Source organism: Bradyrhizobium sp. F1.4.3 (assembly GCF_040548375.1).
GTDB lineage: Bacteria > Pseudomonadota > Alphaproteobacteria > Rhizobiales > Xanthobacteraceae > Bradyrhizobium.
Window position 1 is genome coordinate 113345 of sequence record NZ_JBEPRN010000002.1, and the last position, 21896, is coordinate 135240.

At 64.3% G+C, this 21896-nt stretch carries 22 protein-coding genes; 11 read left to right on the forward strand and 11 right to left on the reverse strand.

The features are described 5' to 3' along the window. Positions 1–19 precede the first annotated feature (19 nt). Positions 20–1126 carry a 5-(carboxyamino)imidazole ribonucleotide synthase gene (locus ABIB73_RS07985; protein ID WP_354222817.1) on the reverse strand — a complete coding sequence of 369 codons (1107 nt, stop codon included), beginning with the start codon at positions 1124–1126 and terminating at the stop codon, positions 20–22. Continuing rightward, positions 1123–1611, reverse strand: a complete 489-nt coding sequence (gene purE, locus ABIB73_RS07990; protein ID WP_354222819.1) for a 5-(carboxyamino)imidazole ribonucleotide mutase — start codon at positions 1609–1611, stop codon at positions 1123–1125. Before purE ends, ABIB73_RS07985 begins: the two co-directional genes overlap by 4 nt. 142 nt (positions 1612–1753) lie before the next feature. On the opposite strand from purE, the gene ABIB73_RS07995 reads away from it, so the two are divergent. Next, positions 1754–2467, forward strand: a complete 714-nt coding sequence (locus tag ABIB73_RS07995) for a GGDEF domain-containing protein (RefSeq protein WP_354222821.1) — start codon at positions 1754–1756, stop codon at positions 2465–2467. Positions 2468–2552: 85 nt separating this feature from the next. Here ABIB73_RS07995 and ABIB73_RS08000 read toward each other — a convergent pair whose 3' ends face one another. From ABIB73_RS08000 to ABIB73_RS08010, 3 genes are all read right to left on the reverse strand, one after another. Beyond that, entirely contained in the window at positions 2553–2804 is a 252-nt protein-coding gene (locus tag ABIB73_RS08000) for a hypothetical protein (protein WP_354222823.1), read from the reverse strand. Between the two features lie 22 nt (positions 2805–2826). Next, complete coding sequence (locus ABIB73_RS08005; protein WP_354222825.1) at positions 2827–3039, reverse strand: hypothetical protein; 213 nt, start codon at positions 3037–3039, stop codon at positions 2827–2829. Between the two features lie 102 nt (positions 3040–3141). Continuing rightward, on the reverse strand, positions 3142–3348 hold the full coding sequence (locus ABIB73_RS08010) for a YdcH family protein (protein WP_354222827.1): 207 nt from the start codon (positions 3346–3348) through the stop codon (positions 3142–3144). A 329-nt stretch (positions 3349–3677) separates the two neighbouring features. Between ABIB73_RS08010 and ABIB73_RS08015 the strand changes: the two genes are divergently transcribed. After that, on the forward strand, positions 3678–3860 hold the full coding sequence (locus tag ABIB73_RS08015) for a YdcH family protein (RefSeq protein ID WP_200469715.1): 183 nt from the start codon (positions 3678–3680) through the stop codon (positions 3858–3860). A gap of 112 nt (positions 3861–3972) precedes the next feature. Here ABIB73_RS08015 and ABIB73_RS08020 read toward each other — a convergent pair whose 3' ends face one another. Continuing rightward, positions 3973–5076, reverse strand: coding sequence for an NAD(P)/FAD-dependent oxidoreductase (locus ABIB73_RS08020; protein ID WP_354222830.1), 1104 nt, complete (start codon positions 5074–5076; stop codon positions 3973–3975). 211 nt (positions 5077–5287) lie between these two features. On the opposite strand from ABIB73_RS08020, the gene ABIB73_RS08025 reads away from it, so the two are divergent. The 6 genes from ABIB73_RS08025 to ABIB73_RS08050 all read left to right on the forward strand — a co-directional run bounded on the left by ABIB73_RS08025 (position 5288) and on the right by ABIB73_RS08050 (position 13050). Then, a complete protein-coding gene (locus ABIB73_RS08025) occupies positions 5288–7975 on the forward strand; it encodes a sensor domain-containing protein (protein WP_354222832.1) in 2688 nt (895 codons plus the stop codon). Positions 7976–8110: 135 nt separating this feature from the next. Further along, positions 8111–9589: a glycerol-3-phosphate dehydrogenase gene (locus ABIB73_RS08030; RefSeq protein WP_354222834.1), complete on the forward strand. Its 1479-nt coding sequence runs from the start codon at positions 8111–8113 to the stop codon at positions 9587–9589. Between the two features lie 52 nt (positions 9590–9641). Continuing rightward, entirely contained in the window at positions 9642–10814 is a 1173-nt protein-coding gene (locus ABIB73_RS08035; RefSeq protein ID WP_354222836.1) for an ABC transporter ATP-binding protein, read from the forward strand. Beyond that, the gene (locus tag ABIB73_RS08040) at positions 10811–11722 is read left to right on the forward strand and encodes an ABC transporter permease (RefSeq protein WP_354222837.1); all 912 of its coding nucleotides are present in this window, start codon (positions 10811–10813) and stop codon (positions 11720–11722) included. Before ABIB73_RS08035 ends, ABIB73_RS08040 begins: the two co-directional genes overlap by 4 nt. A gap of 1 nt (position 11723) precedes the next feature. After that, complete coding sequence (locus tag ABIB73_RS08045) at positions 11724–12536, forward strand: ABC transporter permease (RefSeq protein WP_354222839.1); 813 nt, start codon at positions 11724–11726, stop codon at positions 12534–12536. Between the two features lie 13 nt (positions 12537–12549). Further along, entirely contained in the window at positions 12550–13050 is a 501-nt protein-coding gene (locus ABIB73_RS08050) for a DUF6622 family protein (protein WP_354222841.1), read from the forward strand. On the opposite strand, the gene ABIB73_RS08055 is transcribed toward ABIB73_RS08050, so the two are convergent. From ABIB73_RS08055 to ABIB73_RS08070, 4 genes are all read right to left on the reverse strand, one after another. Continuing rightward, positions 13047–13898, reverse strand: coding sequence for a carbohydrate ABC transporter permease (locus ABIB73_RS08055; RefSeq protein WP_354222842.1), 852 nt, complete (start codon positions 13896–13898; stop codon positions 13047–13049). The genes ABIB73_RS08050 and ABIB73_RS08055 overlap by 4 nt on opposite strands. Beyond that, positions 13895–14767 (reverse strand): carbohydrate ABC transporter permease, encoded by an 873-nt coding sequence (locus ABIB73_RS08060; protein ID WP_354222844.1) that lies wholly within the window; start codon positions 14765–14767, stop codon positions 13895–13897. The genes ABIB73_RS08055 and ABIB73_RS08060 overlap by 4 nt, the downstream gene beginning before the upstream one ends. Before the next feature lie 172 nt (positions 14768–14939). Next, complete coding sequence (locus ABIB73_RS08065) at positions 14940–16325, reverse strand: ABC transporter substrate-binding protein (RefSeq protein ID WP_354222845.1); 1386 nt, start codon at positions 16323–16325, stop codon at positions 14940–14942. Between the two features lie 194 nt (positions 16326–16519). Continuing rightward, positions 16520–18412, reverse strand: coding sequence for an AsmA family protein (locus ABIB73_RS08070; RefSeq protein ID WP_354224233.1), 1893 nt, complete (start codon positions 18410–18412; stop codon positions 16520–16522). Positions 18413–18700: 288 nt separating this feature from the next. Between ABIB73_RS08070 and ABIB73_RS08075 the strand changes: the two genes are divergently transcribed. The 3 genes from ABIB73_RS08075 to ABIB73_RS08085 are packed head-to-tail and all read left to right on the forward strand — an operon-like array spanning position 18701 to position 20733. Then, the gene (locus tag ABIB73_RS08075) at positions 18701–19408 is read left to right on the forward strand and encodes a CoA transferase subunit A (RefSeq protein WP_354222847.1); all 708 of its coding nucleotides are present in this window, start codon (positions 18701–18703) and stop codon (positions 19406–19408) included. Positions 19409–19425: 17 nt separating this feature from the next. Continuing rightward, positions 19426–20076 carry a 3-oxoacid CoA-transferase subunit B gene (locus tag ABIB73_RS08080; protein ID WP_354222849.1) on the forward strand — a complete coding sequence of 217 codons (651 nt, stop codon included), beginning with the start codon at positions 19426–19428 and terminating at the stop codon, positions 20074–20076. A 21-nt stretch (positions 20077–20097) separates the two neighbouring features. Next, positions 20098–20733 carry a GNAT family N-acetyltransferase gene (locus ABIB73_RS08085; RefSeq protein ID WP_354222851.1) on the forward strand — a complete coding sequence of 212 codons (636 nt, stop codon included), beginning with the start codon at positions 20098–20100 and terminating at the stop codon, positions 20731–20733. 59 nt (positions 20734–20792) lie between these two features. On the opposite strand, the gene ABIB73_RS08090 is transcribed toward ABIB73_RS08085, so the two are convergent. After that, positions 20793–21830, reverse strand: a complete 1038-nt coding sequence (locus tag ABIB73_RS08090) for an AraC family transcriptional regulator (RefSeq protein ID WP_354222852.1) — start codon at positions 21828–21830, stop codon at positions 20793–20795. Positions 21831–21896: the final 66 nt, after the last annotated feature.

The window sequence follows — 21896 nt, forward strand, 5'->3', positions numbered from 1 at the left end:
GGCGGGCGCCGCGGTCCCCTCACTTGGCTTTCGCAGATCGGACTTCGGTGACATGGCCCATCTTGCGGCCGGGGCGCGGCGCGCCCTTGCCGTAGATGTGCACGGTCGCGCCCGGGACGGTCAGCCACCTTTCGTAATCGTCGATCTCGTCGCCGATCAGATTGGTCATGGTGACGACCTCGCCGAGGCGAACGGGCTTGCCGAGCGGCCAGCCGGCGATGGCGCGGATGTGCTGCTCGAACTGGGAGACCGACGCGCCGTCGAGTGTCCAGTGCCCGGAATTGTGCACGCGCGGGGCGATCTCGTTGACCAGCACCTTCGGTCCGGCGCCGTTGGCGAGCACGAACATCTCGACGGCGAGCACGCCGACATAGTCGAGCGCGGTCGCGATCTTGCCGGCGATGCTGCGCGCCTCTTCGGCTAGTGCATCCGGGATCGGCGCGGGCGCCCGGGATATCTTCAGAATGTGGTCGCGGTGCTCGTTCTCGGTGACGTCGAAGCATTCGACCTGGCCTGCGGCCGAGCGCGCGGCAATCACGGAGATCTCACGCTCGAACGGCACGAAGGCTTCCAGGATCGCCGCCTTGGTGGCGAGGCTGGTCCAGACCTTCGCGATGTCGTCGCCCTCGCGGATGATGACCTGGCCCTTGCCATCATAGCCAAAGCGGCGGGTCTTGAGCACGGCCGGGAGGCCAATCCTTGCGATCGCTTCGCGCAACGATGCGACCGAGGTGACATCGGCGTAAGCGGCGGTGCCGATGCCGAGCCGCGTGGCAAAATCCTTCTCGGCGAGCCGGTCCTGTGTGGTCTCGAGAATCTTGCGGTTGGGCAGCACCGGGCGGCGCGCTGCCAGCACCATTGCGGCGGCCGATGGCACGTTCTCGAATTCGTAGGTGATGACGTCGACGTCGTTGGCGAACAGCTCCAACGCCTCGACATCGGCGTATTCCGCACAGGTCGCGTTCAGCACGACGTCGAAGGCCGGCGAATCCGGATCGGGCGAGAACACCTGGCAGCGCAGGCCTAACCGCGCCGCGGCCATCGCCAGCATCCGGCCCAGCTGCCCGCCGCCGAGGATTCCGATGGTGTCGCCGGGCTTCAGCTTCACCTGCTTTGAGTCAGTCACGCCTTGTCCTCCGGGCGCTCGGCGACCGCCTCGGTCTGCGCCTTGCGCCAGGCGGCAAGGCGGTCGGACAGGGCCGGATCGGACAGTGCCAGCACGGCCGCCGCAAGCAGCGCCGCGTTGATCGCGCCGGCCTTGCCGATGGCCAGGGTGCCGACCGGGATGCCGGCGGGCATCTGGACGATCGAATAGAGCGAATCGATGCCCTTGAGCGTCCTGGATTCGACCGGGACGCCGAACACCGGCAGTTCCGTCAAGGCGGCGGCCATGCCGGGCAGATGCGCAGCGCCGCCGGCACCGGCGATGATGACTTTGAAACCAGCGGCCTTGGCGCCCTTGGCGAAAGTAAACAGCCGGTCCGGGGTCCGATGCGCCGAAACGATGCGGGATTCACAGGCAACGCCGAGCGCTGCAAGCGTGTCGGCGGCATGCCGCATGGTGTCCCAGTCCGACTGGCTTCCCATGATGATGGCGATCGGCGCGGTCATGTCGTCAATTGTTCTCGGGAAAACAGAAACATAGGCCAGATTAACGGTTCCGGCCGGCGGCTCGCAAGGCGGTGGCAAGGAGAAGGGAATGCACTATCCTGTCTTGGTGAATCCCCGCAAGCCTTCATTGAGCAGGATGCCCATGAAGAAACCAAGAAGGGCGACCGCGGTGAAGGCCAAAAAGGGCGGAAAAACCAGCGGGAGCCGAGCGAAAACTGCCCCCAAGCGTTCTGCGGCTCCGAAGCGGCGCCGCGCGTCCGCTGCTGACGGCGCCAAGGCGACCATCAAGGCGACCATCCGCGGCCTGCGAACCAAGCTCAAGCAGGCGCTGCGGCGGATCGCGGAACTCGAGGCGGCCGCCGACACCGATTTCCTGCTCGACATTCCGAACCGCCGCGGTTTCGAGCGCGAGCTCCAGCGCGCCGTCGCCTACATGAAGCGCTACCATGCCAGCGGCGCGCTGATCGTGCTCGACGTCGACCGGCTGAAACCGATCAACGATTCCTTTGGCCACGCCGCCGGCGACGAAGTGCTCAAGGCGATCGCCGGTACGCTGACGCGGCAGATCCGCGCGTCCGACGTGGTCGGACGTCTCGGCGGCGACGAATTTGCGCTGCTGTTGTGGAATCTCGGCGAGACCGATGCCAAGGCGAAAGCCGTGATCTTCGAGCAGACGGTCGACGAATTGTCGTTCGTCTTTCGCGGCCAGCACGTGACGGCGGGCGCCTCCGCCGGTGTCGCGCTGCTGGGCTCGCAGTCCGATGCAGCGCGCGCCCTCGAGGAGGCCGATGCTGCCATGTATGTGCGCAAGGCGCACCGCCGGCATGAGCCGCGGATCGGGCTGATGAGCAGCTAGAGCGTGATCCGGAAAAGTGTGCATCGGCTTTCGCTTGCGACAAACGCAGAATGCGTTTGCGCGGAGATCATGCTCAAACAATAATCTACAGCGTGGCGAGGTCTTCCGGCACGTTGCCGAATTTTCGCAGCAGTTTTGCGTCACCGAATTCGCCGGTCATGGGATCGCCGCTGCGGCTGAACGCAACCGCGCCGATGTGGCCGGCACCGCGGGCCAGACTCTCGGCACGCCGTAACGCGGCGGTCGAGGTCTGGAATTCTTCGGCGGCGCCTGCGACCGGCGATCCGTCGGCATCGATCAGGAATGGCATTGCAACGTAGTAGGTGACATCCGACATGGCGTTGCTCCCAATGGTGACATCAGGCGGCGCTGCTCCGCGCCTTGCTGGGTGAGGTTTCGGGAATGCAGCCTGCCGAGATCGCCGCCTGCAATTCCTCGAGCTCGGTTTCCAGATATTCGTTGGCCATGATCAGCGCCTTGATGGTGCTGCGCAGATTGCCGTCGCACATCGCGATGGCCTGATCGCAGGCTTGTTCATAATGGCTGTTGTCGAAAAGGACGGTTGCGGACATCTGCGTTTCCCTGGGCGGTTGGGTCCAAATGTTCTCTCTTTGTTCCTTTTGAGTCAAGCGGATTCAAATGCCGCGGCTTCCCTGCGAAACGATGCCTGTGGATCAGGCGATGATGTCGGGCGTGATCTGGTCTTCGATGAAGGCGATACGGTCGCGCAACAACAGCTTGCGCTTCTTCAACCGCTGCAACCGCAATAGGTCGGGGGCTGGCGATTGATGCAGTGCATCGATCGCCGCATCGAGATCTCGGTGTTCCTGGTGCAACCGGGCGAGTTCGGCTTCGAGCTCGCGCTCGTGTTCATTGGTCATGTCTGCGGTGGCCGAAAACCGATAGGCTTGAGATTAAGGCTGTGGATGCCCTGTGGAAATTATCGTCCTTGCGCGGCGTGATCGCAAGCATCTGGATCGTCGGTCAGCATTCTCTCGCAAGATATTTCGGTGGATCGCTTACCGCGGCTCAGGCAAGCGCGTTGATATCATGGATTTTTCGCCGCGCGGTTCCTTACTCACGCTTCATTACATATGAATTTTCAAAAATGACACTGCGACGATGGATATCCATCGACAGATCGAATCGGTGATGTACACTTGCTCGTCCGGATCGAATCCAAGGTTCACCCCTACCGAGGAGGTTTCGAATGACAATTCAGGCACATCTGGTTGAATTGGAACGGAAGCACAAAACTCTCGAACACGAATTGCACGAAGCTCTCGTGCACCTTTCAACAGACGACCTGCAAATTGTTGAGTTGAAGCGCCGGAAGTTGATGGTCAAGGACCAGATCGAGCGTCTGAAGCACACCGGCGACACGCTTCACTAATAACCCCCGTAAACAGCGTAGAGTTTGATCGTACCCTTTCACGCAGGGATCAGAGCCATTGCGCTCATCCCTGCTGCAAGCTGCGCGCTGCGCAATCATCGTTGCGCGGCGCTTATATGTCTGCGAGCTCGGCGACGTGGTCTGCGATCGCGAGCGACGACGTCAAGCCCGGTGATTCGATGCCGAACAGATTGATCAGGCCTTCGACGCCGTGGTCGCGCGGACCCTGCATCAGAAAGTCCTGCGTGGCGACGGCTGGCGGCACGATCTTCGGGCGAATGCCGGAATAGCTCGGCATCAAGGCTCCATCGGGCAGCGTCGGCCAGTATTTGCGGATCGCCGGATAGAAGCGCTCGGCGCGCGACGGATCGACCTCATAGTCGATCGTCTCGATCCACTCGACATCGGGGCCGAAACGCGCCTGTCCCGCCATGTCCAGCGTCAGATGGACGCCGAGCCCGCCCGGCTCGGGCACCGGATAGATCAGGCGCGAGAACGGCGCTTTCGCGTTGCAGCTGAAGTAGTTTCCCTTGGCGAGATAGGCCGGCGGAATCCGCTCCAGCGGCATGCCGTCGATGTGGCGCGCCACGGTCGTCGCCGAAAGCCCGGCGGCGTTGACGAGAAGGCCACATTGCAGCGTCATCGGCGCCTCGCCGCCGGCCTCGATCTCGATGATGCCGCCGACCGCCTTGGCGCGGATCAGCGGTGTGTGAAATGCAAAGGCCGCGCCCGCCGCCTCGGCCTCGCCGCGCAGCGAGAGCATGTAGGCATGGCTGTCGATGATGCCGGTCGACGGTGAAAGCAGTGCGGCGTCGCAGGCAAGCGACGGCTCCAGCGCGCGCGCGGCTTCGCCCGAGAGCAGCTGCATGTCGAGCACGCCGTTGGCCGCGGCGTGCGCCTTGATCGATTGCAGCTTCTCGGTTTCCTTCGCACTGGTTGCGACGATCAGCTTGCCGCAGTTCTTGTGCGGGATGCCGCGCTCGCCGCAGTAGCGGTAGAGCGCGTGCTTGCCGCTGACGCACATGCGCGCCATCCAGCTTCCGGCGCGGTAGTAGATGCCGGCATGGATCACCTCGCTGTTGCGCGAGGAGGTCACGGTGCCAATGGCCTCGGCTTCCTCGAGCACGATCACCTCGCGCCCGGCCTGTGCCAGCTTCCGGGCCACCGCGAGCCCGACCACGCCGGCTCCGATGACGACGCAGTCGACCCTATCCATGGTTATTCAGGGTTCTTGCTGGAGGTGCCGAGGGCGCCGGAGCCTGTTTGCCTGGGAAACCTGCCGCGCGGCCGTTTTCCATTAAGGAAGCGTTTATCATGTCAGGGCAATTGCCGTATTTTACGTCACATTTTTCTGTTGCGCGTACAGGCGTTTACCCGATCCAAACCCGTGAAGCCAGACAATCCGCAGCTGAAATCGCGGGTGGCGGATGGCTGAGAAGAACTGGCACGCGGACAGCACCATTCTGATAGCTGTGCAGGTCGTCGTGTGCCTGGCCGGAGCGATGACGCCTGCGCGCGCCCTTGCGCTGTCCGAACGGTTCGCCCCGGCGGACTATCTCGGCGGGCTCGATCCCAGTCTGGTCTGGGAAAGCCTGATCGGCGGCATTGTTGTCTGCGCGCTGCTGGCGGCCATCGCCCTTTGGATCAATTCCGCCTTGCACCGCGCCAGGCGGTCCCAGTTGCGGCGCAACGCCTTCGTCTCCTCCGCCATGAACAATCTCAACCAGGGCGTGGTGATGACGGATGCGCAGCGGCGCATCATCTTCTGCAACGACCGCTATCTCGAGATCTACAGCCTGTCGCGGTCGGACCTCTGGGCCGACATGACCGGCTACGACATCCTCGAGCTGCGGCGCGCGCGCGGAGTCCTCGGCGGTGTTTCCGACGACGAGTTCTACGAGAAGGCGGCAAGCACCAACGGCCTGATCACCGAACTGCCGGACGGGCGCGCCATCCTGGTGAAATATTTCATTCTGCCGAACGGCGGGTCGGTGGCGACCCATCTCGACGTCAGCGAGCAGCGCAAGCTGTCGCGGCAGCTCGCCTCCACCAAGCAGTTTCTGGAAACGGTGCTGGACAACGTGCCGGCCTGCGTCGCCGCCAAGACCATCGAGGACGGCCGCTACATCTTCGCCAACAGCGCCTACGAGCGCTTCTGGGGCTTCTCGCGGGACTTCGTTGCCGGCAAGAACGCGCGCGAGCTGTTTGCGCCGGTCTCGGCGGCCAGCATCGAGGCCACCGACCGCGCGGCGCTCGCGGCGCCCGACGGCCAGTACCGCAACGAATTCGAGGTCGAGCGCGACGGGGCGCGGAGCATGGTTGCCTCGATCCGGATCGTGGTCCGCAACGAAAACAACAAGCCCGAATTCCTGCTGCTCCTGTTCGAGGACATCACCGACCGCCGCTCGCTGTCGCAAGAGCTGGAGAGCACCAAGAAATTCCTCGAGCTCGTGGTCGACAACATCCCGGTGGCGCTGATCGTGGAGCAGGTCAAGGATGGCCGCTATCTGCTTGCCAATCGCAGCGCGGAGACGATCCTCAACCGCAGGCGCGAGGAAGCCACCGGACTGACCGCGTCCGATATCTTCAATCCCAAGGAAGCCAAGCTGATCATCTCGCGCGACGAGGCCGCGATCAAGAAGCGCGGGATGGTCACCGAGGAGCATCCGATCTCCACCAAGGATGGCCTGCGGTTGTTCCTCACCCGCCGCGCCACCGTGCTAAGCGATGCCGGCGAGCCGCAATATCTGATCAAGACCCACGAGGACGTCACCGACCGGCGGCAGACCGAGTCGCGCATGGCGCACATGGCCTATCATGACGGCCTGACCGACCTGCCCAACCGGGCCGCTTTCCTCCAGGCGCTGACCCAGATGATCGAGGCGTGCGAGGGCACCGACGAGGAGTTCGCCGTCCTCTGCATCGATCTCGACGGGTTGAAGGAGGTCAATGACGTCTTCGGCCATGCTCTCGGCGACAAGCTGCTGGTCGAGGTGGCCCAGCGGCTCCAGGACGCCGCGCGCGGCGGCGTGGTGGCGCGCCTCTCCGGCGACGAGTTCGGGCTCATCATCGACGGCAAGCAGCCTGATGCGGGCCTCGCGCTGGCGCAGCAGCTTGGCGACGCCATCGCCCAGGAATTCCAGATCGACGGCCGCGCGGTCCGCGCCGGTGTCACCACCGGCATGTCGGTCTTCCCGCATAATGGTGCCGACGGTGCCTCGCTGCTCGCCAATGCCGGCGCCGCGCTGTTCCGCGCCAAGCAGAAGTCGCGCGGCACGATCAGCCTCTACCAGCCGGAAATGGACCAGCAGATCCGCGACCGCCGCGTGCTGCACCAGGACCTGTCGAAGGCGATCAAGAACGGCGAATTGTCGCTCGCGTTCCAGCCGCAAGGGATTGCGAGACACAGCGTCGCCGAGAGCGAGATCATCGGTTTCGAAGCGCTGGCGCGCTGGCAGCATCCGGTTCGCGGCCAGGTCTCGCCGGCCGAATTCATCCCGATCGCGGAGGAGAGCGGCCTGATCGTCGAGATGGGCGAATGGATTTTGCGCCAGGTCTGCCGCGAGGCGGCGTCGTGGCCAAAGCCGCTCCAGGTTGCGGTCAATCTGTCGCCAGCGCAGTTCATGCACGGCGACGTGGTCGGGCTCGTCCATTCCATCCTGCTCGAAACCGGGCTTGCGCCCGGCCGGCTCGAGCTCGAAATCACCGAGGGCGTGCTGATCGAGGATTTTGATCGCGGCCTGGCGCTGCTGCGCCGGCTAAAGGCGCTCGGCGTGCGCATCTCCATGGACGATTTCGGCAGCGGCTACTCCTCGCTGAGCTATCTCCAGGCGTTCCCGTTCGACAAGATCAAGATCGACCGCGCCTTCATCATGAATCTCGGCCGCAACCCGCAATCGGCGGCGATCGTCCGCGCCGTGATCGATCTCGGCCACGGCCTCGAAATGTCGATCATCGCCGAGGGCGTCGAGACGATCGAGCAGCTCGCCTTCCTTGCCAAGGAAGGCTGCGACGGCGTGCAGGGCTATCTGCTCGGCAAGCCCTTGCCGATCGGGCAATATGCCGGCCTCGTCGGCCGCGCCGAGGCCATGGAGCTTGCGCTCAAGACCGGCTAGAGCGTTCTCGAGCGAAGTGGATTCCGGTTCGCGTCAAGAAAACGCGTCAAAATAGGAATCCAGAGCCCCGTTCCGATTTCATCGGAACGGAAATGGCTCTAGTGATGGGGCGCTTCGTTCCCTCTCGACGGTTTCATGGCGGATTACGATCTTGCGATCATCGGCGGCGGCCTGAACGGTGTCAGCCTCGCGCGCGATGCCTCTGGCCGCGGCCTCCGCGTGATTCTGGTCGAGCAGGGTGATCTTGGCGGTGCTGCTTCGTCGGCGACACCGCGGCTGATCCATGGCGATCTGTCAGTGCTGGAACGGCGCGGCTTCTGGCGGGTGCGCCGGGCGCTGGCCGAGCGCGGGACCTGGCTCCGGATCGCGCCGCATCTGGTCCGGCCGATGCGCTTTGTGATCCCCGTCCATTCCGAGGCGCGTCCGCCATGGCTGCTACGGGCAGGCCTTTATGTCTATGACAGCCTCACGAATCGGGGCGGGCTTTCGGGATCGACCACCCTCGACATCACGCATCATCCGGTTGGCAACGCCCTGAAGCGTCCGTTCGGCATCGCCTTCGAATATGCCGACTGCGTGGTCGACGATACCCGCCTGGTCGTGCTCACGGCGCTGGATGCCGCCGAACGTGGCGCCACGATCCGGACCGGCGCGCGCTGCGTCCGTGCCGACAGGACCGACACCTGGCGGCTCGCGGTGGTCGATCGTGGCCATCGCTGGGTGGTCACCGCCCGCGCGCTGGCCAATGTCACGGGCGGCTGGACGTCGATGGTCGCGGAGACCGTGCTGCGGCAGCCGCAACCCTCAATGGCAGCGATGCAGATGAGCCAGATCATCGTGCCGCGGCTGTTCGAGTCCGACAACGTCTATGTCTTCCAGAACAACGACGGGCGGCTGATCTTTGCCAGCCCCTTTGAGCGCGACTTCACGCTGATCGGCACGGTCACGCACGCCTTCACTGGTGATCCAGCGATCGTTGCGATGCCCGGTGCGGACGTCACTTATCTCTGTGAAGCGGCCAGCCGTTATTTTCGCGAGCGGGTCGCGCCGGCCGATGTGGTGCGGACGGTCTCGGGCGTCAATCTGATGCCAGCAGCAGCGCAGCGGCGCGATGGGACAACGCTGTTCCATGCGCGCCGGCGCAAGGCGCCGCTGCTCACGATGTTCAGCGGCGACGTCACGACGTCGCGCCTGCGCGCGGAGCGGGCGGTGACGCGGCTGACGCCGTTCTATCCGATGTCGCCGCCCTGGACCGCCGGCGCAGCGTTGCCCGGCGGAGATTTTGCCTGGGATCGTTTCGATACCGAGGTTGACCTTGCACGCGACCGCTGGCGCTTTCTCTCGGAGCCGCAGGCGCAGCGGCTGGTCGCGGCCTATGGTTCGCGATTGCCGGCGGTGTTGGGCGAGGCGAAGAGCCGCGAAGAACTTGGCCCAGCCTTCGGTCCCGAACTGACCGGCGCCGAAGTGCGCTATCTGATGAGCCACGAATGGGCGCGCTTCCCCGACGATATCCTCTGGCGCCGGTCCAAGCTGGGCCTGACGATGCCTGCGGCGGACCGGGATGCGCTCGCTGCGTTCATGGCGGGGGTGAACGACTCACCTCGAACCGGTTGAGCAAAGGCCGATCCGCCGCTAGCGTGCGGCGGAATCGGGGTTGGCAGGGAACATGACTGACGAGTTGCCCAGGACTGACGTCGCGGTTGATGCGGCCGGCGGAAATGCGCATCCGGCGGCGGATCAGCCGTTGCTGCGCATCGAGGGCGTGGCGAAGACGTTCGGCACCTTCCGCGCCGTTGACGGTGTGTCGCTCGACATCAAGGCCGGCGAGTTCTTTGCTCTCCTTGGCCCGAGCGGTTGCGGGAAGACGACGCTGCTTCGCATGCTCGCCGGCTTCGAGGCGCCGGACGAGGGGCGCATCCTGCTCGGCGGCAAGGATATCGCGCAGGCGATGCCGCATGAGCGGCCGATCAACATGATGTTCCAGAACTATGCACTGTTTCCGCATCTTGCGGTGCGCGACAACATTGCCTTCGGCCTGAAGCGCGCCGGGATGGCGCGCGCCGACATCGCCACCCGGGTGGCGGAGATGGTGGCGCTGGTGAAGCTCGAGGGATTGGAGAAGCGCAAGCCCGACCAGCTTTCCGGCGGCCAGCGGCAGCGCGTGGCGCTGGCCCGCGCGCTGGCGCGTCGACCCCAACTGCTGCTGCTCGACGAGCCGCTCGCAGCGCTCGACAAGAAGCTGCGCGAGAGCACGCAAGGCGAGCTGATGGAGCTGCAGCGCCGGCTCGGCATGACCTTCATCATCGTCACCCACGATCAGGAGGAAGCGATGACGATGGCGAGCCGGATCGGCGTGATGAACGCCGGCAGGCTCGCTCAGGTCGCAACCCCGCGCGAGCTCTATGAGGCGCCGCGCTCGCGCTGGATCGCGGAGTTTGTCGGCGACATCAATCTGTTCGACGGCGAATTCAAGCTGCGCGACGGTCATCGTCTGGTGATTGCTACGCGCGATGCCGGCACGCTGGTGGCGGCCGAGCCGCGCGAGCCGATCGGCGAGACAAGATTGTCGGTCGCGATCCGCCCTGAGAAGGTCAAGCTGTCGCGCCGCGGCCCGGTGAGCGAGGCCGGTATTGAAACGGCGATCAACCGGCTGGACGGCGTGGTCGCCGATATCTGCTATCTCGGCGGCACCACCACCTACCAGGTGAAGCTCGATTCCGGCGGAATGCTGCAAGCTTCGGTGGCCAACAGCGCGCGTCTCGATGTCGACGCCTACAGCCTGAACCAGCACGTCGTTGCCTGGTTCACGCCCGACGACTGCGTGGTGCTGCCGTCATGAGCGCGCGCCGTATCTTCGCGCGACCGGCGCGCTTCGCCGCGATCGGGCCCTATGTCTGGATGGTGCTGTTCTTCCTGGTGCCGTTCGGCTTCGTGCTGAAGATCAGCCTGTCGCAGACCGCGATCGCGCAGCCGCCTTACGAGCCGGTATTCGACCTGACGGCGGGGTGGACATCGCTCAAGGCGGCCTTAGCTGCACTGTCGATCGACAATTTCAAGCTGCTCGCCTCCGACGACATCTATGTGTTTGCCTATGCGCGCAGCCTCACCGTCGCTGTCACGGCGACCGCGCTGCTGCTTTTGATCGGCTATCCCATCGCCTACGGCATGGCGCGGCTGCCGAAGCGCTGGCAGGCGGTGGCGATGGTGCTGGTGATCGTGCCGTTCTGGACCTCGTTCCTGATCCGCATCTATGCCTGGATCAACATCCTCCAGCACGACGGCCTGCTCAATCAGATCCTGCTGGCGCTGCATCTGGTCAGCCTGCCGGTGGTGTGGCTTTCCACCGACAGCGCGATGTATATCGGTATCGTCTATTCCTACCTGCCGTTCATGATACTGCCGCTCTACGCCACGCTCGCGAAGATGGAGCCGGTGCTGGAGGAGGCGGCTTCCGATCTCGGTGCCCCGCCGTGGCAGGTATTCTGGCTCGTCACCTTCCCGCTGTCGCTGCCCGGCCTCGGCGCCGGCGTGCTGCTGTGCTTCATCCCGATCGTCGGCGAGTTCGTGATTCCGGACCTGCTCGCCGGCTCCAATTCGCTGATGATCGGCCAGACGCTGTGGCTTGAATTCTTCACCAACAAGGACTGGCCGGTCGCTTCCGCGGCGGCGATCGTGCTGCTCGTGGTGTTGCTGCTGCCGCTCTTGCTCTACGAGCGGCTCCAGCGGCGGCAATTGGAGGAGCGGTGAGATGCGGAAGGCTTTTCGCCTGTCCCGCTTCAACATCGCCTCGCTCGCGCTGGGTCTGGCGTTCCTCTATCTGCCGATCCTCATTCTCGTGATCTACTCCTTCAATGCCTCGCGGCTGGTGACGGTGTGGGGTGGCTGGTCGCTGCGCTGGTATTATGAGTTCTTCAATGACCGCGCCATGATCGAGGCGTCCTGGATGAGCCTGCGGGTCGCGGTCTCGTCCGCAACCATTGCCACCCTGCTCGGCACGCTCGCGGCAGTCGCACTGTCACGCGGCGAGCGTTTTCGCGGCCGCACGCTGTTCTCGGGCATACTCTACGCCCCATTGGTGATGCCAGAGGTGATCTCGGGCCTGTCGCTGCTGCTGCTGTTCGTGGCGCTGAACGCCGAGCGCGGCTTCTGGACGGTGACGATCGCTCATACCACGCTGACGATGTGTTTCGTCGCCGTCGTCGTCCAGTCCCGCCTCGGCTCGCTCGATCGTTCGCTGGAGGAGGCCGCGATGGACCTCGGCTGCGATCCCGTCCGCGCCTTCCTGTCGGTGACGCTGCCGCTGATCGCGCCTGCAATCGTCGCCGGATGGATGCTGGCCTTCACGCTGTCACTCGACGATCTCGTGATCGCGAGTTTTACCACGGGCCCCGGCTCGGCGACCTTGCCGATCCGGATCTATTCCGAGGTGCGACTCGGTGTGAAGCCCGAGATCAACGCGATCTGCACGCTGGTGATCGGCCTGATCGCGGTTGTCATCGTCGTCGCCTCGCTCGCCTCAAAACTGTCGAGCTCGCAGGCCGAGAGCGCTGCGCCAATGTGATCCGGAGGCGGTCATGACATTCGCCTACCAGATACTGACCCACACGCCGCTCTGGGTCTTCGCGCTGCTGGCCTATCTGGTCTGGCAGGGCATCAAGGCGACGCAGCCGGGCACCGTGCCGATTTGGCGTGCGCTGATCGTGCCGGTCGTGTTCATCGTCTGGGGCGTCTCGCGGATCAGCTTCGGGCATCAGGATAACGTCTGGCCGCTGGTCGCCTGGACCGTGGCGGCGCTTGCGCTGTTGCCCCTTGGCGTGCTGACGCCGCGCCCGTTTGAAGTGGATCACGCCAGCGGGCTGATCATCCGCCCGGGCAGCGCGTCTGCCTTGGTCCGCAACCTCGTCGTGTTCTCGCTGCAATATGCCGTCGGCGTGATCTCGGCGATCGACGCCAGCGACCGCGCGCTCGCAATCATCGTCGGCCGCGCCATCTCCGGCGCCACCGCCGGTTATTTCCTCGGCTCGACGATCGCGCTGCTGGTCGCCTATCGCAGGAAGCGCGCTGCGGTTGTTTAGGACTTCACCGCACCCGCCGTGAGCCCGCCCACCATGTAGCGGCGGAAGGCGTAGTAGATCGCGGCCGGCGGCAGCGCGTAGATGAAGCCGGTGGTCATCAACAGCTCCCACGGCGAATCGTCGGCGGCAAGGAAGTTGCCGAGCGCGACGGGAAGCGTGATCTCGCGGTCGTTCGACAGCAGCAGGAATGCGTAGAGATATTCGTTCCAGGCGAGCAGCACCGCATAGGTGCCGATCGCGACCAGCGAGGGCATCATCAGTGGCAAATAGACCAGGCGGAAGATCTGGGGCGTCGTCGCGCCGTCCATCACCGCGGCCTCGTCCAGCTCGACCGGCAGCTTGTCGGATGCCTGTTTCAGCACCCAGATCGCGTAGGGCGAGGCGATCGTCACCATCGCCAGGATCAGCGCCCAGTGATTGTTGAGCAGGCCGTAATTGCCCATGGTGCGGTACATCGGCACGGCAAGGAACGCCGCGGGGATGAAATAGGTGAACAGCGCCAGATTCATCACGATGCGTCCGCCGGGCACGCGCAACCGCGAGATCGAGAACGCCGCTGCGGTCGCGATGACCAGCGTCAACACGCCGACGGCTGCCGCGATCACCAGCGAATTCCAGAACTGCACATAGAAGTCGCGCAGGAAATAATGCTGCTGCTTGAACACGATTTCGAAGTTGTGCAGCGTCGGATGGTCCGGCCACAGCTTGCCGGAGAACGCGTCTTCCTTCGGCGAGATCGCGAACAGGAACATGTGGTAGATCGGTATCATCGTCCAGAGGAAGACGGGAATGCCGATCAGGAGCAATCGCGCTTCGGTCGCGACTTCGCGTAAGGTAGGGAGCTTCATCGCGACAACCGTTTCATCATGAAGTACACGAGCGGCAGGACGAACGGCATCGCGCAGACGATGGAGGCCATCGCGAGCGAGAGCTGGTCGAGCCGGAGATAGCGGATGCCGAGCGTGGCCAGCACGTGCGTCAGGTCGGCGGGGCCGCCACCGGTGAGCAGGTAAACGCTGTTGAAATCGCCGAGCGTCCAGATCATCGAAAGCAGCGTGCAGGTGATGTAGAGGGTCTGCATCGACGGCCAGGTGATGAAACGGAACTTCTGCCACCAGCTCGCGCCGTCGACTTCGGCGGCCTCGAACAGATCGTGCGAGATCGCAAGGCGCCCGGTGATCAGGATCAGCGTCCAGAACGGCAGCGACTTCCAGATATGTACGCCGATCGCCATGGTCAGTGCGACCGTCGGGTCGTTCAGCCAGTTCGGGCCGTCATCGCCGGTGAAGGAGAAGATCAGGTGGTTGATCACGCCCCATTCGGGATTGAGCATGAAGCGCACCGACAGGATGGTCGGGATCGACGGCACCGCCCAGGGCAGGATGAAGATCACCGAGAGCCATTTGATCCAGGTGCGCTGCTGCGCGAAGAATCCGGACAGGAACAGCGCGATCAGCATCTTGATGTTGATGCCGATGACCAGGAAGATCAGCGTGTTGACCGCAGCACGCGCGAAGATCGGATCGTTGTAGAGGGCGACATAGTTTGCCGGAGCGCGCGCCAGCCACAGCCCGTAACAGACGGGATAGACGACGAAGGCAAGGAAGACGAGCAGATAGGGCGTGAGCAGCACGATGCCCCAGACCTGCGCCGGGGTCAGCCGCGACGACAAGGGCGGTGAGGGGATCGCATGATCGCCAGAGAGCGTAATCGCCATTCGTTCGGACTCTTCTCTCGAATCTTACACCTCTCCCCGCCTGTGGGGAGAGGTCGGATCGCCCTTGGGCGATCCGGGTGAGGGGGTACAGGACTCACTGTGCGCGCTACTGGCGGAGAGAGCCCCTGGCCCCAACCCTCTCCCCGTAAGAACGGGGAGAGGGTGGAGTGCTTTAACCCGCGACCTGCTTGATGCGGATGATCAGTTCGTCGACGGCCTTGTCGACCGGCACCTTCTCGCTGACGACCCGGTTCATCGCCTTGGCCCAGACGTTCTCGTTGTTGAGGATCGTGAACTTCCAGTTCTTGGTGAAGTCGAACGGCGCGGTACCGCCGGTGAACTGGGCGTAAACCGCCTTGCGGTGCTTGTCGGCCTGCCAGAACGGGCTCGCCTGGCTTTCCTTGGTCACCGGGAACCAGCGGCCGAGCGCGCCCTCGATATAGGGGCGAACGTTCTCTTCCTGGAGCAGGAAGCTGATGAACTGCTTGGCCTCGGCCTTGTTCTTGGCCGCGGTGAAGATCAGCCCGGTCTTGACGTCGGAGCGGTAGCGGATGGTCGAGCCGTCGGGTGCCTTCGGGAAGGACGCCGTGATGATGTCCTGCTCGTAGGCCTTCTTGCCGGCCTCGCGCTGCTCGGGCGTGAGCGCCTGGTTCTGCGAGTCCTCGTACCACTTCGCCGCGATCGAAATCGTGAAGTTGTGGGTCATCACGATCGTCTTGTTGTGGAAGGCGACGTTGTTGTCCGGATCCTTCCAGGTCGTGGAGGAGGGCGGGGTGCAGCCCTTGATATAGGTGTCGGTGTAGTCCTTCAGCGCATGAATCAGGCCGTCGCGGACCTTGGGATCGTCGACCAGCAACTTGCCGTCGTCGTCGACGAGCTTGACGTGGTAGGCGTCCATGAAGGTGTAGAACGACTGGAAGGCGTCGGTGGATTCCACGCCCATCGGTTGCCCGACAGCATAGATGCGTTGGCCGGTGGCCTTGCGGATCCCCGGCTGGACCTTGTCGCACCAGAACGTCCAGTAGCCTGCCCAGTCGGTCGGAATGTCGCTCTGCTTGAAGCCGGCCTTCTCCAGCATGTCGCTCCAGATCTGGACGTGCATGCTCTGCTGCTTCAGCGGGAAGCCGTAATAGGCCTTCTTCTTGGTGACGTCGTTATAGAGGATCGACGCATCCAGGGTGTTTTGCACGAACCGATCCTTGATCGGCTCCATGACATCAGTGAGGTCTTCGAGCTTGCCCTCATAGGCCCACTTGCCCTGCGCCTGCACGTCATAGCTGTCGGAATAGGCGACATCGGGCACGGTGCCGGCGTCGAGTGCGGCGACCGTCTTCGGAATCATGTCCTGGATCGCGTACTGCGACAATTCGACCTTGATGCCGGTCTTGGCTTCGAACTTCTTGATCGTGTCGAGCAGCGCGTCGTCTTCCGAGCGATAGAAGCCCTTGCCCCACCAGACCGTAATCGTCTTTTGTTGCGCAAATGCGGGTGCAGCAGCTGCAAACAGCCCGGCCGCAGCGACCGCCAATGATACCGCGCCAATAACCTTGGATTTCACGTTTTTCTCCCTCAAGCCGCCGGTGTTTAACCGGTCGGATAAAACACTAGCGCATGGCCGCTATCCGATCTAGCGGCATGTTGTCAGACCTAGGTCGTGGGGTATCGGGCCGGAGGAGATGCTTAACGCGTGCATCGATCCAATCGCCGCATCAATTCGCCCTGATCAATTCGCGCGGTCAGCGGGCGCCATCCTCAGTTGGACTTGGCGTTTTCTTTGGCGTTCTCCGCCGTCGGCGATCCCTCGGGCGCCGGTCGCTTTCCGCCGCCGGTGATGCGCTGCTTCAGGAGGTCGAGGAAGGGAGACGCCGCGGGCGAGTGGCGGATCAGGCTTTCAGGGTCGGGGAAGATCAAGGGATCGTCCCAGGGACCCTGCACCATGAAGGGCAATTGAAAGCCGGCCGTTGTGTTGAGGCTCGCAACTCCCTTCATGTCGTATTCGCGCGTCGGCACCGACGCGGTACCGGTCAGCGTAATCTTCGCCGCGGGCCCTTCGATGCGGATGTCCTCGGCGGTTGCGATCCCGTCGGCGAATTTCACCGCGACGGTGAGATTGTCATAGGGCGTTGAGCCGCTGCGGAAATTGCCGCCGCCGGACAGCGGCCGCCGCTCCAGCCGCTTGAGCAGTTGCTCGGCGTTGAAGCCCGCGATCGCGCCGTCATGCCCGGTCACGCTGGCGCTGCCGTCGAGCGACTGCACGAGGCCGAACGGGCTCGAGCCGGAGGCGACGAGGGAGACGCTGATGTTGCCGCGGCCGGACAGCTTGTTGATGCCGAACAGTTCGGAGGTGCAGGCCTGGAGGTCGACATCGGTGAACTGGAATTGCGCCTTGACGTCGGCGACGGTGTCGGAGCGCGCGATCCCGAACGAGCCCTTGGCGATGCCGCCATAGACCTGCGCCTCGCCGACCGAGAGCGCCAGCGTGCCGTTGCGCAAATTGGCGCCGATCGCGGTGCGGCCGAGTTTTGATGGCCCGACCGTCAGCCGCGCCGCCGACAGGCGCATGTCGAGGTCGGTGGTCGAGAGCCCATTGAGATCGAACAGCTGCCGGTTCCAGTCGCGCGCGCCGCTCGCGAGCAGGCGGAAGGTGGAGATGTAAGGCGTGAAGTCGAGCGCGTCGGCGGCGAGCGTCGCCTGGAGCGTCTGCCGGCCGTTATTGGCGTAGGTCATCACGCCCTCGGCGGTGTTGCCGTCGAGCTCGACATTGACGTTGGTCAGCGCGATCGAGGCGCCCACGACATTGGCGCGCGCCTTCAATGCGAAGCGGCCGAAGCCGCCGCTGCCGGGCTGCGGCTGTCCGGTCCAGCGCAGCGCGTTGCGCAAGGAGGGGCTGTCGATGGTGAGCGTGCCTTCCATCATCGGGCTGGTGCGGTTGGCGACGCTGCCGTCGAAGGCGAGCTTGAGCGGAGCGCTGGCGATCCGCGCCTTCAATCCGGAGCGGTCCCCGGAAAGGGCGGCGACGAAATCAGCAAAGCTGATCGAGCCGTCCACACGCTCGCCGCGCCAGTCGAACTGGCCGGTCGCGGCGAAGGAGCGCGAGATCGAGGGCCAGGCCAGCGACAGGTCGATGTCGTCGAACTGCTCGGTGGCGCGCGTTGCGGCGTCCTCGTAATTGAGCACGCCGTCCTGGATCCTGATTTCGGAGAATGACACCTGGTTGTCGGCGCCGGGCTTCATGGTGCGCGCGATCGTCTGGATGAAGGGCGTCCAGTTGCTCTCGCCGTCCGGCTTCAGGCTGACATGGATGTGCGGCCGCAACAGCGTCAAATCGGCGATCTCGAACCGTTGCAGCAGCAGGGGCAGCAGCCGCAGGTTGGCGGTGAGCACGTCGACATGGAGCGCGGGGTCGCTGGTGCCGCCGCCCTTCAGGCCGACGTCATGAAAGGAGATGTAGCTTGCCGGCAGCAGCGAGATGTCGATCGCGCCGGCGACACTGAGCTCGAGCCCGGTGACGTCACGGATCTGCGCTTCCACCGCCTTGCGCAGCGCGTCGCGGTTGATGAGCCAGGAGGTCGTGATCAGGGCGATCAGCACGACGCCGAGCAGCGCCGCGATCGGCGTCCCGAGGCGCTTCATTCCTTGGGCCATGGTCAATGGCATGTCCTGATCGGGTTGGTCGCTGGAGCCAAAAGGACGGGCCGGGATACCTGCGCGCCCCACGCCCAAGTCCTATTACGTTAAGCCCCGCAACTTGATGGGTTTTCTTGTCGCTTTCAAGGCCGCGGACGGGTCTGCCCACGGCGTGGGCAGCTTCTACCACCGGGCTGCGAAACGGAGAACCCCGTATCATTGACGGCTTCGGACGATTTCGCCTAATAATCGCCGCCAATAAGGCGCGACGCCTGCAAGCCGAAGGTTCAGTCGAGGGTTTTTTGCATGAACAAGGTCTATCCCGACGCCAAGTCGGCGCTTGAGGGCGTTCTCAAGGACAACATGATGATCATGTCGGGCGGCTTCGGCCTCTGCGGCATCGCGGAGGTGCTGTCGGATGCTATCCGCGAGTCCGGCGTCAAGGGCCTGACAGTGGTTTCCAACAATGCCGGCGTCGACGGCATTGGCCTTAGCCGCCTGCTCGAAACCCGCCAGATCAAGAAGATGATCTCGTCCTATGTCGGCGAGAACAAGCTGTTCGCCCAGCAATTCCTCGCCGGTGAGCTGGAACTCGAATTCAATCCGCAGGGCACGCTGGCCGAGCGCATCCGCGCCGGCGGCGCCGGCATTCCGGCTTTCTATACCAAGACCGGCGTCGGCACGCTGATCGCCGAGGGCAAGGAAGTGAAGGAGTTCGACGGCGAGAAGTATTTGATGGAGCGCGGCCTGTTCGCCGACCTCGCCATCGTGCACGCCTGGAAGGGCGACACCGCCGGCAACCTGATCTACCGCAAAACCGCGCGCAACTTTAACCCGATGATGGCGACCGCCGCCAAGGTCACGGTGGCCGAGGTCGAGCATCTGGTTCCCGCCGGTGAACTCAATCCCGACCACATCCACACGCCCGGTATTTTCGTGAAGCGCATCGTCGAGGTCGGCATGGCCAAGAAGCGCATCGAATTCCGCAACACCCGACCGCGCACCGCCGCCTAACACATCAGGAGATTGAGATGGCCTGGACCCGTGAACAGATGGCCGCGCGCGCAGCGAAGGAATTGCGTGACGGCTACTACGTCAATCTCGGCATCGGCATCCCGACGCTGGTCTCGAACTACATCCCGGACGGCGTCGACGTCAGCCTCCAGAGCGAGAACGGCATGCTCGGCATGGGACCGTTCCCCTATGAGGGCGAAGAGGACGCCGATCTCATCAACGCCGGCAAGCAGACCGTCAGCGAGCTGCCCACAACCAGCTATTTCTCCAGCGCCGATTCCTTCGGCATGATCCGCGGCGGCCACATGGATCTGTCGATCCTCGGCGCCATGCAGGTGGCCCAGAACGGCGATCTCGCCAACTGGATGATCCCCGGCAAGATGGTCAAGGGCATGGGCGGCGCGATGGATCTCGTCGCCGGCGTCAAGCGCGTCGTCGTGGTGATGGAGCACTCCGCCAAGGACGGTTCTAAACTCCTGAAGACGTGCAACCTGCCGCTGACCGGCGAGCGCGTGGTCGACATGGTCGTCACCGATCTCGCCGTCTTCACCATCGACAAGCACGGTGACGGTGGCATGGCTCTGATCGAGCTCGCCGACGGCGTCTCGCTCGACGAGGTCAAGGCCAAGACCGAGGCCGAATTCCGCGTCGCGCTGAAGAATACGTAAGGTCCTCGCGAAGGAGCGCGCATGACGATACGGTCTGCGCGCCCCGACGATGCCGATTTCATCGCTGGCACCATTCTGTCCTCGATGCGCGGTCATCGGCCACGCGGCTGGTTCGACATCGCGCTCGGCCGGCCCGAGGCTGAGTGCCTTGCGTTTGCGGCGCGCATCGCCGTCGCGCGGACCGTGTCGATCTGGCACGTCTCCCGTTTCCTGGTTGCTGACGTTGATGGCAGGCCCGCGGCTGCGCTGTGCGCGCTGCCCTTCGCCGGCTCCGGCATGGCTGCGTGGCGCGCGCTCGAGGAGGTCGCCCGCGAGGATGGGCTTGGCGCCACCGAACTGGAGGCCATCCGCCGGCGCGGCGCGTACTTGCGGAGCTGCTGGCTCGCGGGCGACGACGATGACTGGCTCATCGAGCATGTTGCGGCCAATCCGGCCCATCGCGGCCGCGGCCTGGTGCAGGCGCTGATTACCCACGCGCTGGAGGCAGGACGGGCCGCCGGATTCTCGCGCGCGACGATCCCCTTCCTGATCGGCAACGCGGCTGCGGAGCGGTGTTACGCCAGGGCCGGATTTAGTTTCGCAGGCGAGAAGCGCGACGCGGATTTCGAAGCGCTGATCGGCGCGCCGGGTTTCCGCAGGTTCGTGCGGGCGATGTGAGCGTCGTGCATATCCACGCGCGCTGACTACAGAAACGTAATCGCAGGCCAGACCGCGCCTTAGGCCGCGGCTGCCGACGGCACGCCAGCCGGCTTGGCCGGCGGCCGCACGCCCTTGCGCCATTCGGTGATGGTGCAGCCGAAGCGGCCGCGGAACCAGCGGGCCATGGCGCTCTGCGCGGAGAAGCCGAGTTGCGCGGCGATATCGGCCAACGGCCGGTCGGGGTCCTCGATCAGCTGGATCACGAGATCGGCGCGTTGCGCGTCGAGGATCGCCGAAAAGCTGGTGCCGGCTTCGGCGAGGTGGCGATGGATGGTGCGGCGGCTGCAGACGAGATGCTCGGCCACGCGCTCGACCGTGCAGTCGCCCCCAGTGAGCAGGAGGCGCACGACTTCGTCGACCTTCTCCTCCCAGCCTGCCGGCCGGTTTTCGATCGCCTCGATCCGCTTGCGCAGATAGCTCGCGATCAAAGGATGCGCGCTCGGGATCCGGCGCTCCATGTCATGCGTCGACAACAGGATCGCGTCCTCCTTCGCGTTGAAGGTCACGCGGCAGCCGAAGAACTCGCGATAACGCTTGCGGTCGTGCGGCGGCGCATAGTGCAGGTGCACCTCCTGCGGCCGCCAGTCACTTCCGAACAGTGACTGGATGATGCGGTGGACGCTGCCCAGGGCCATGTCGATGGATTGGCGTGGCGCGGTCGGTTGCCGGCCGCGCAGATGCAGCGTGACGGTCACGGTCTGCTTGCCGCGCGCGACGTCGAGCCGCATGCCGTCATGATGGATATGGATGAAGCGCGAGAACGCTTCGATCGCCTCGCCGACGGTGGCCTGTTCGCGCACGATCAAACCGACCGCGCCGAAATTGGTCAGGCCGCCGCGCTCGGCGAGCCGCAAGCCGAAATCTTCGGCACCAGACGCCTCTGCCGACAATTCGAGCAGGCGCCGCAGACCAGTGACGGCAATGGGGATATCGGGCTTGTCGAAGCAGGCGAGCGGCAGCCTGACCTTTCGCATCATCTGTCTGGGGTCGAGCCCGACCGACCGGGCGACCTCCGGGTAATAGCTCAAGCCTGCGCTGCGAATGAGATCGGTCATGCGAACCGTTCCTGTCAGGCATTCCCGCAGATGTCCCGAAATGTAAAGTTTCTGTCCCGATCCGTC

Bases quoted from the DNA above. Each gene is read 5' to 3' on its own strand.
- ABIB73_RS08045 (WP_354222839.1), top strand. From the start codon at position 11,724: ATGCGGAAGGCTTTTCGCCTGTCCCGCTTCAACATCGCCTCGCTCGCG.
- ABIB73_RS08000 (WP_354222823.1), bottom strand. From the start codon at position 2,804: ATGTCGGATGTCACCTACTACGTTGCAATGCCATTCCTGATCGATGCC.
- ABIB73_RS08070 (WP_354224233.1), bottom strand. From the start codon at position 18,412: ATGGCCCAAGGAATGAAGCGCCTCGGGACGCCGATCGCGGCGCTGCTC.
- ABIB73_RS08010 (WP_354222827.1), bottom strand. From the start codon at position 3,348: ATGACCAATGAACACGAGCGCGAGCTCGAAGCCGAACTCGCCCGGTTG.
- ABIB73_RS08060 (WP_354222844.1), bottom strand. From the start codon at position 14,767: ATGGCGATTACGCTCTCTGGCGATCATGCGATCCCCTCACCGCCCTTG.
- ABIB73_RS08055 (WP_354222842.1), bottom strand. From the start codon at position 13,898: ATGAAGCTCCCTACCTTACGCGAAGTCGCGACCGAAGCGCGATTGCTC.
- purE (WP_354222819.1), bottom strand. From the start codon at position 1,611: ATGACCGCGCCGATCGCCATCATCATGGGAAGCCAGTCGGACTGGGAC.
- ABIB73_RS08080 (WP_354222849.1), top strand. From the start codon at position 19,426: ATGGCCTGGACCCGTGAACAGATGGCCGCGCGCGCAGCGAAGGAATTG.
- ABIB73_RS08005 (WP_354222825.1), bottom strand. From the start codon at position 3,039: ATGTCCGCAACCGTCCTTTTCGACAACAGCCATTATGAACAAGCCTGC.
- ABIB73_RS08030 (WP_354222834.1), top strand. From the start codon at position 8,111: ATGGCGGATTACGATCTTGCGATCATCGGCGGCGGCCTGAACGGTGTC.
- ABIB73_RS08075 (WP_354222847.1), top strand. From the start codon at position 18,701: ATGAACAAGGTCTATCCCGACGCCAAGTCGGCGCTTGAGGGCGTTCTC.
- ABIB73_RS08025 (WP_354222832.1), top strand. From the start codon at position 5,288: ATGGCTGAGAAGAACTGGCACGCGGACAGCACCATTCTGATAGCTGTG.
- ABIB73_RS07995 (WP_354222821.1), top strand. From the start codon at position 1,754: ATGAAGAAACCAAGAAGGGCGACCGCGGTGAAGGCCAAAAAGGGCGGA.
- ABIB73_RS08035 (WP_354222836.1), top strand. From the start codon at position 9,642: ATGACTGACGAGTTGCCCAGGACTGACGTCGCGGTTGATGCGGCCGGC.
- ABIB73_RS08015 (WP_200469715.1), top strand. From the start codon at position 3,678: ATGACAATTCAGGCACATCTGGTTGAATTGGAACGGAAGCACAAAACT.
- ABIB73_RS08050 (WP_354222841.1), top strand. From the start codon at position 12,550: ATGACATTCGCCTACCAGATACTGACCCACACGCCGCTCTGGGTCTTC.
- ABIB73_RS08040 (WP_354222837.1), top strand. From the start codon at position 10,811: ATGAGCGCGCGCCGTATCTTCGCGCGACCGGCGCGCTTCGCCGCGATC.
- ABIB73_RS08090 (WP_354222852.1), bottom strand. From the start codon at position 21,830: ATGACCGATCTCATTCGCAGCGCAGGCTTGAGCTATTACCCGGAGGTC.
- ABIB73_RS08020 (WP_354222830.1), bottom strand. From the start codon at position 5,076: ATGGATAGGGTCGACTGCGTCGTCATCGGAGCCGGCGTGGTCGGGCTC.
- ABIB73_RS08085 (WP_354222851.1), top strand. From the start codon at position 20,098: ATGACGATACGGTCTGCGCGCCCCGACGATGCCGATTTCATCGCTGGC.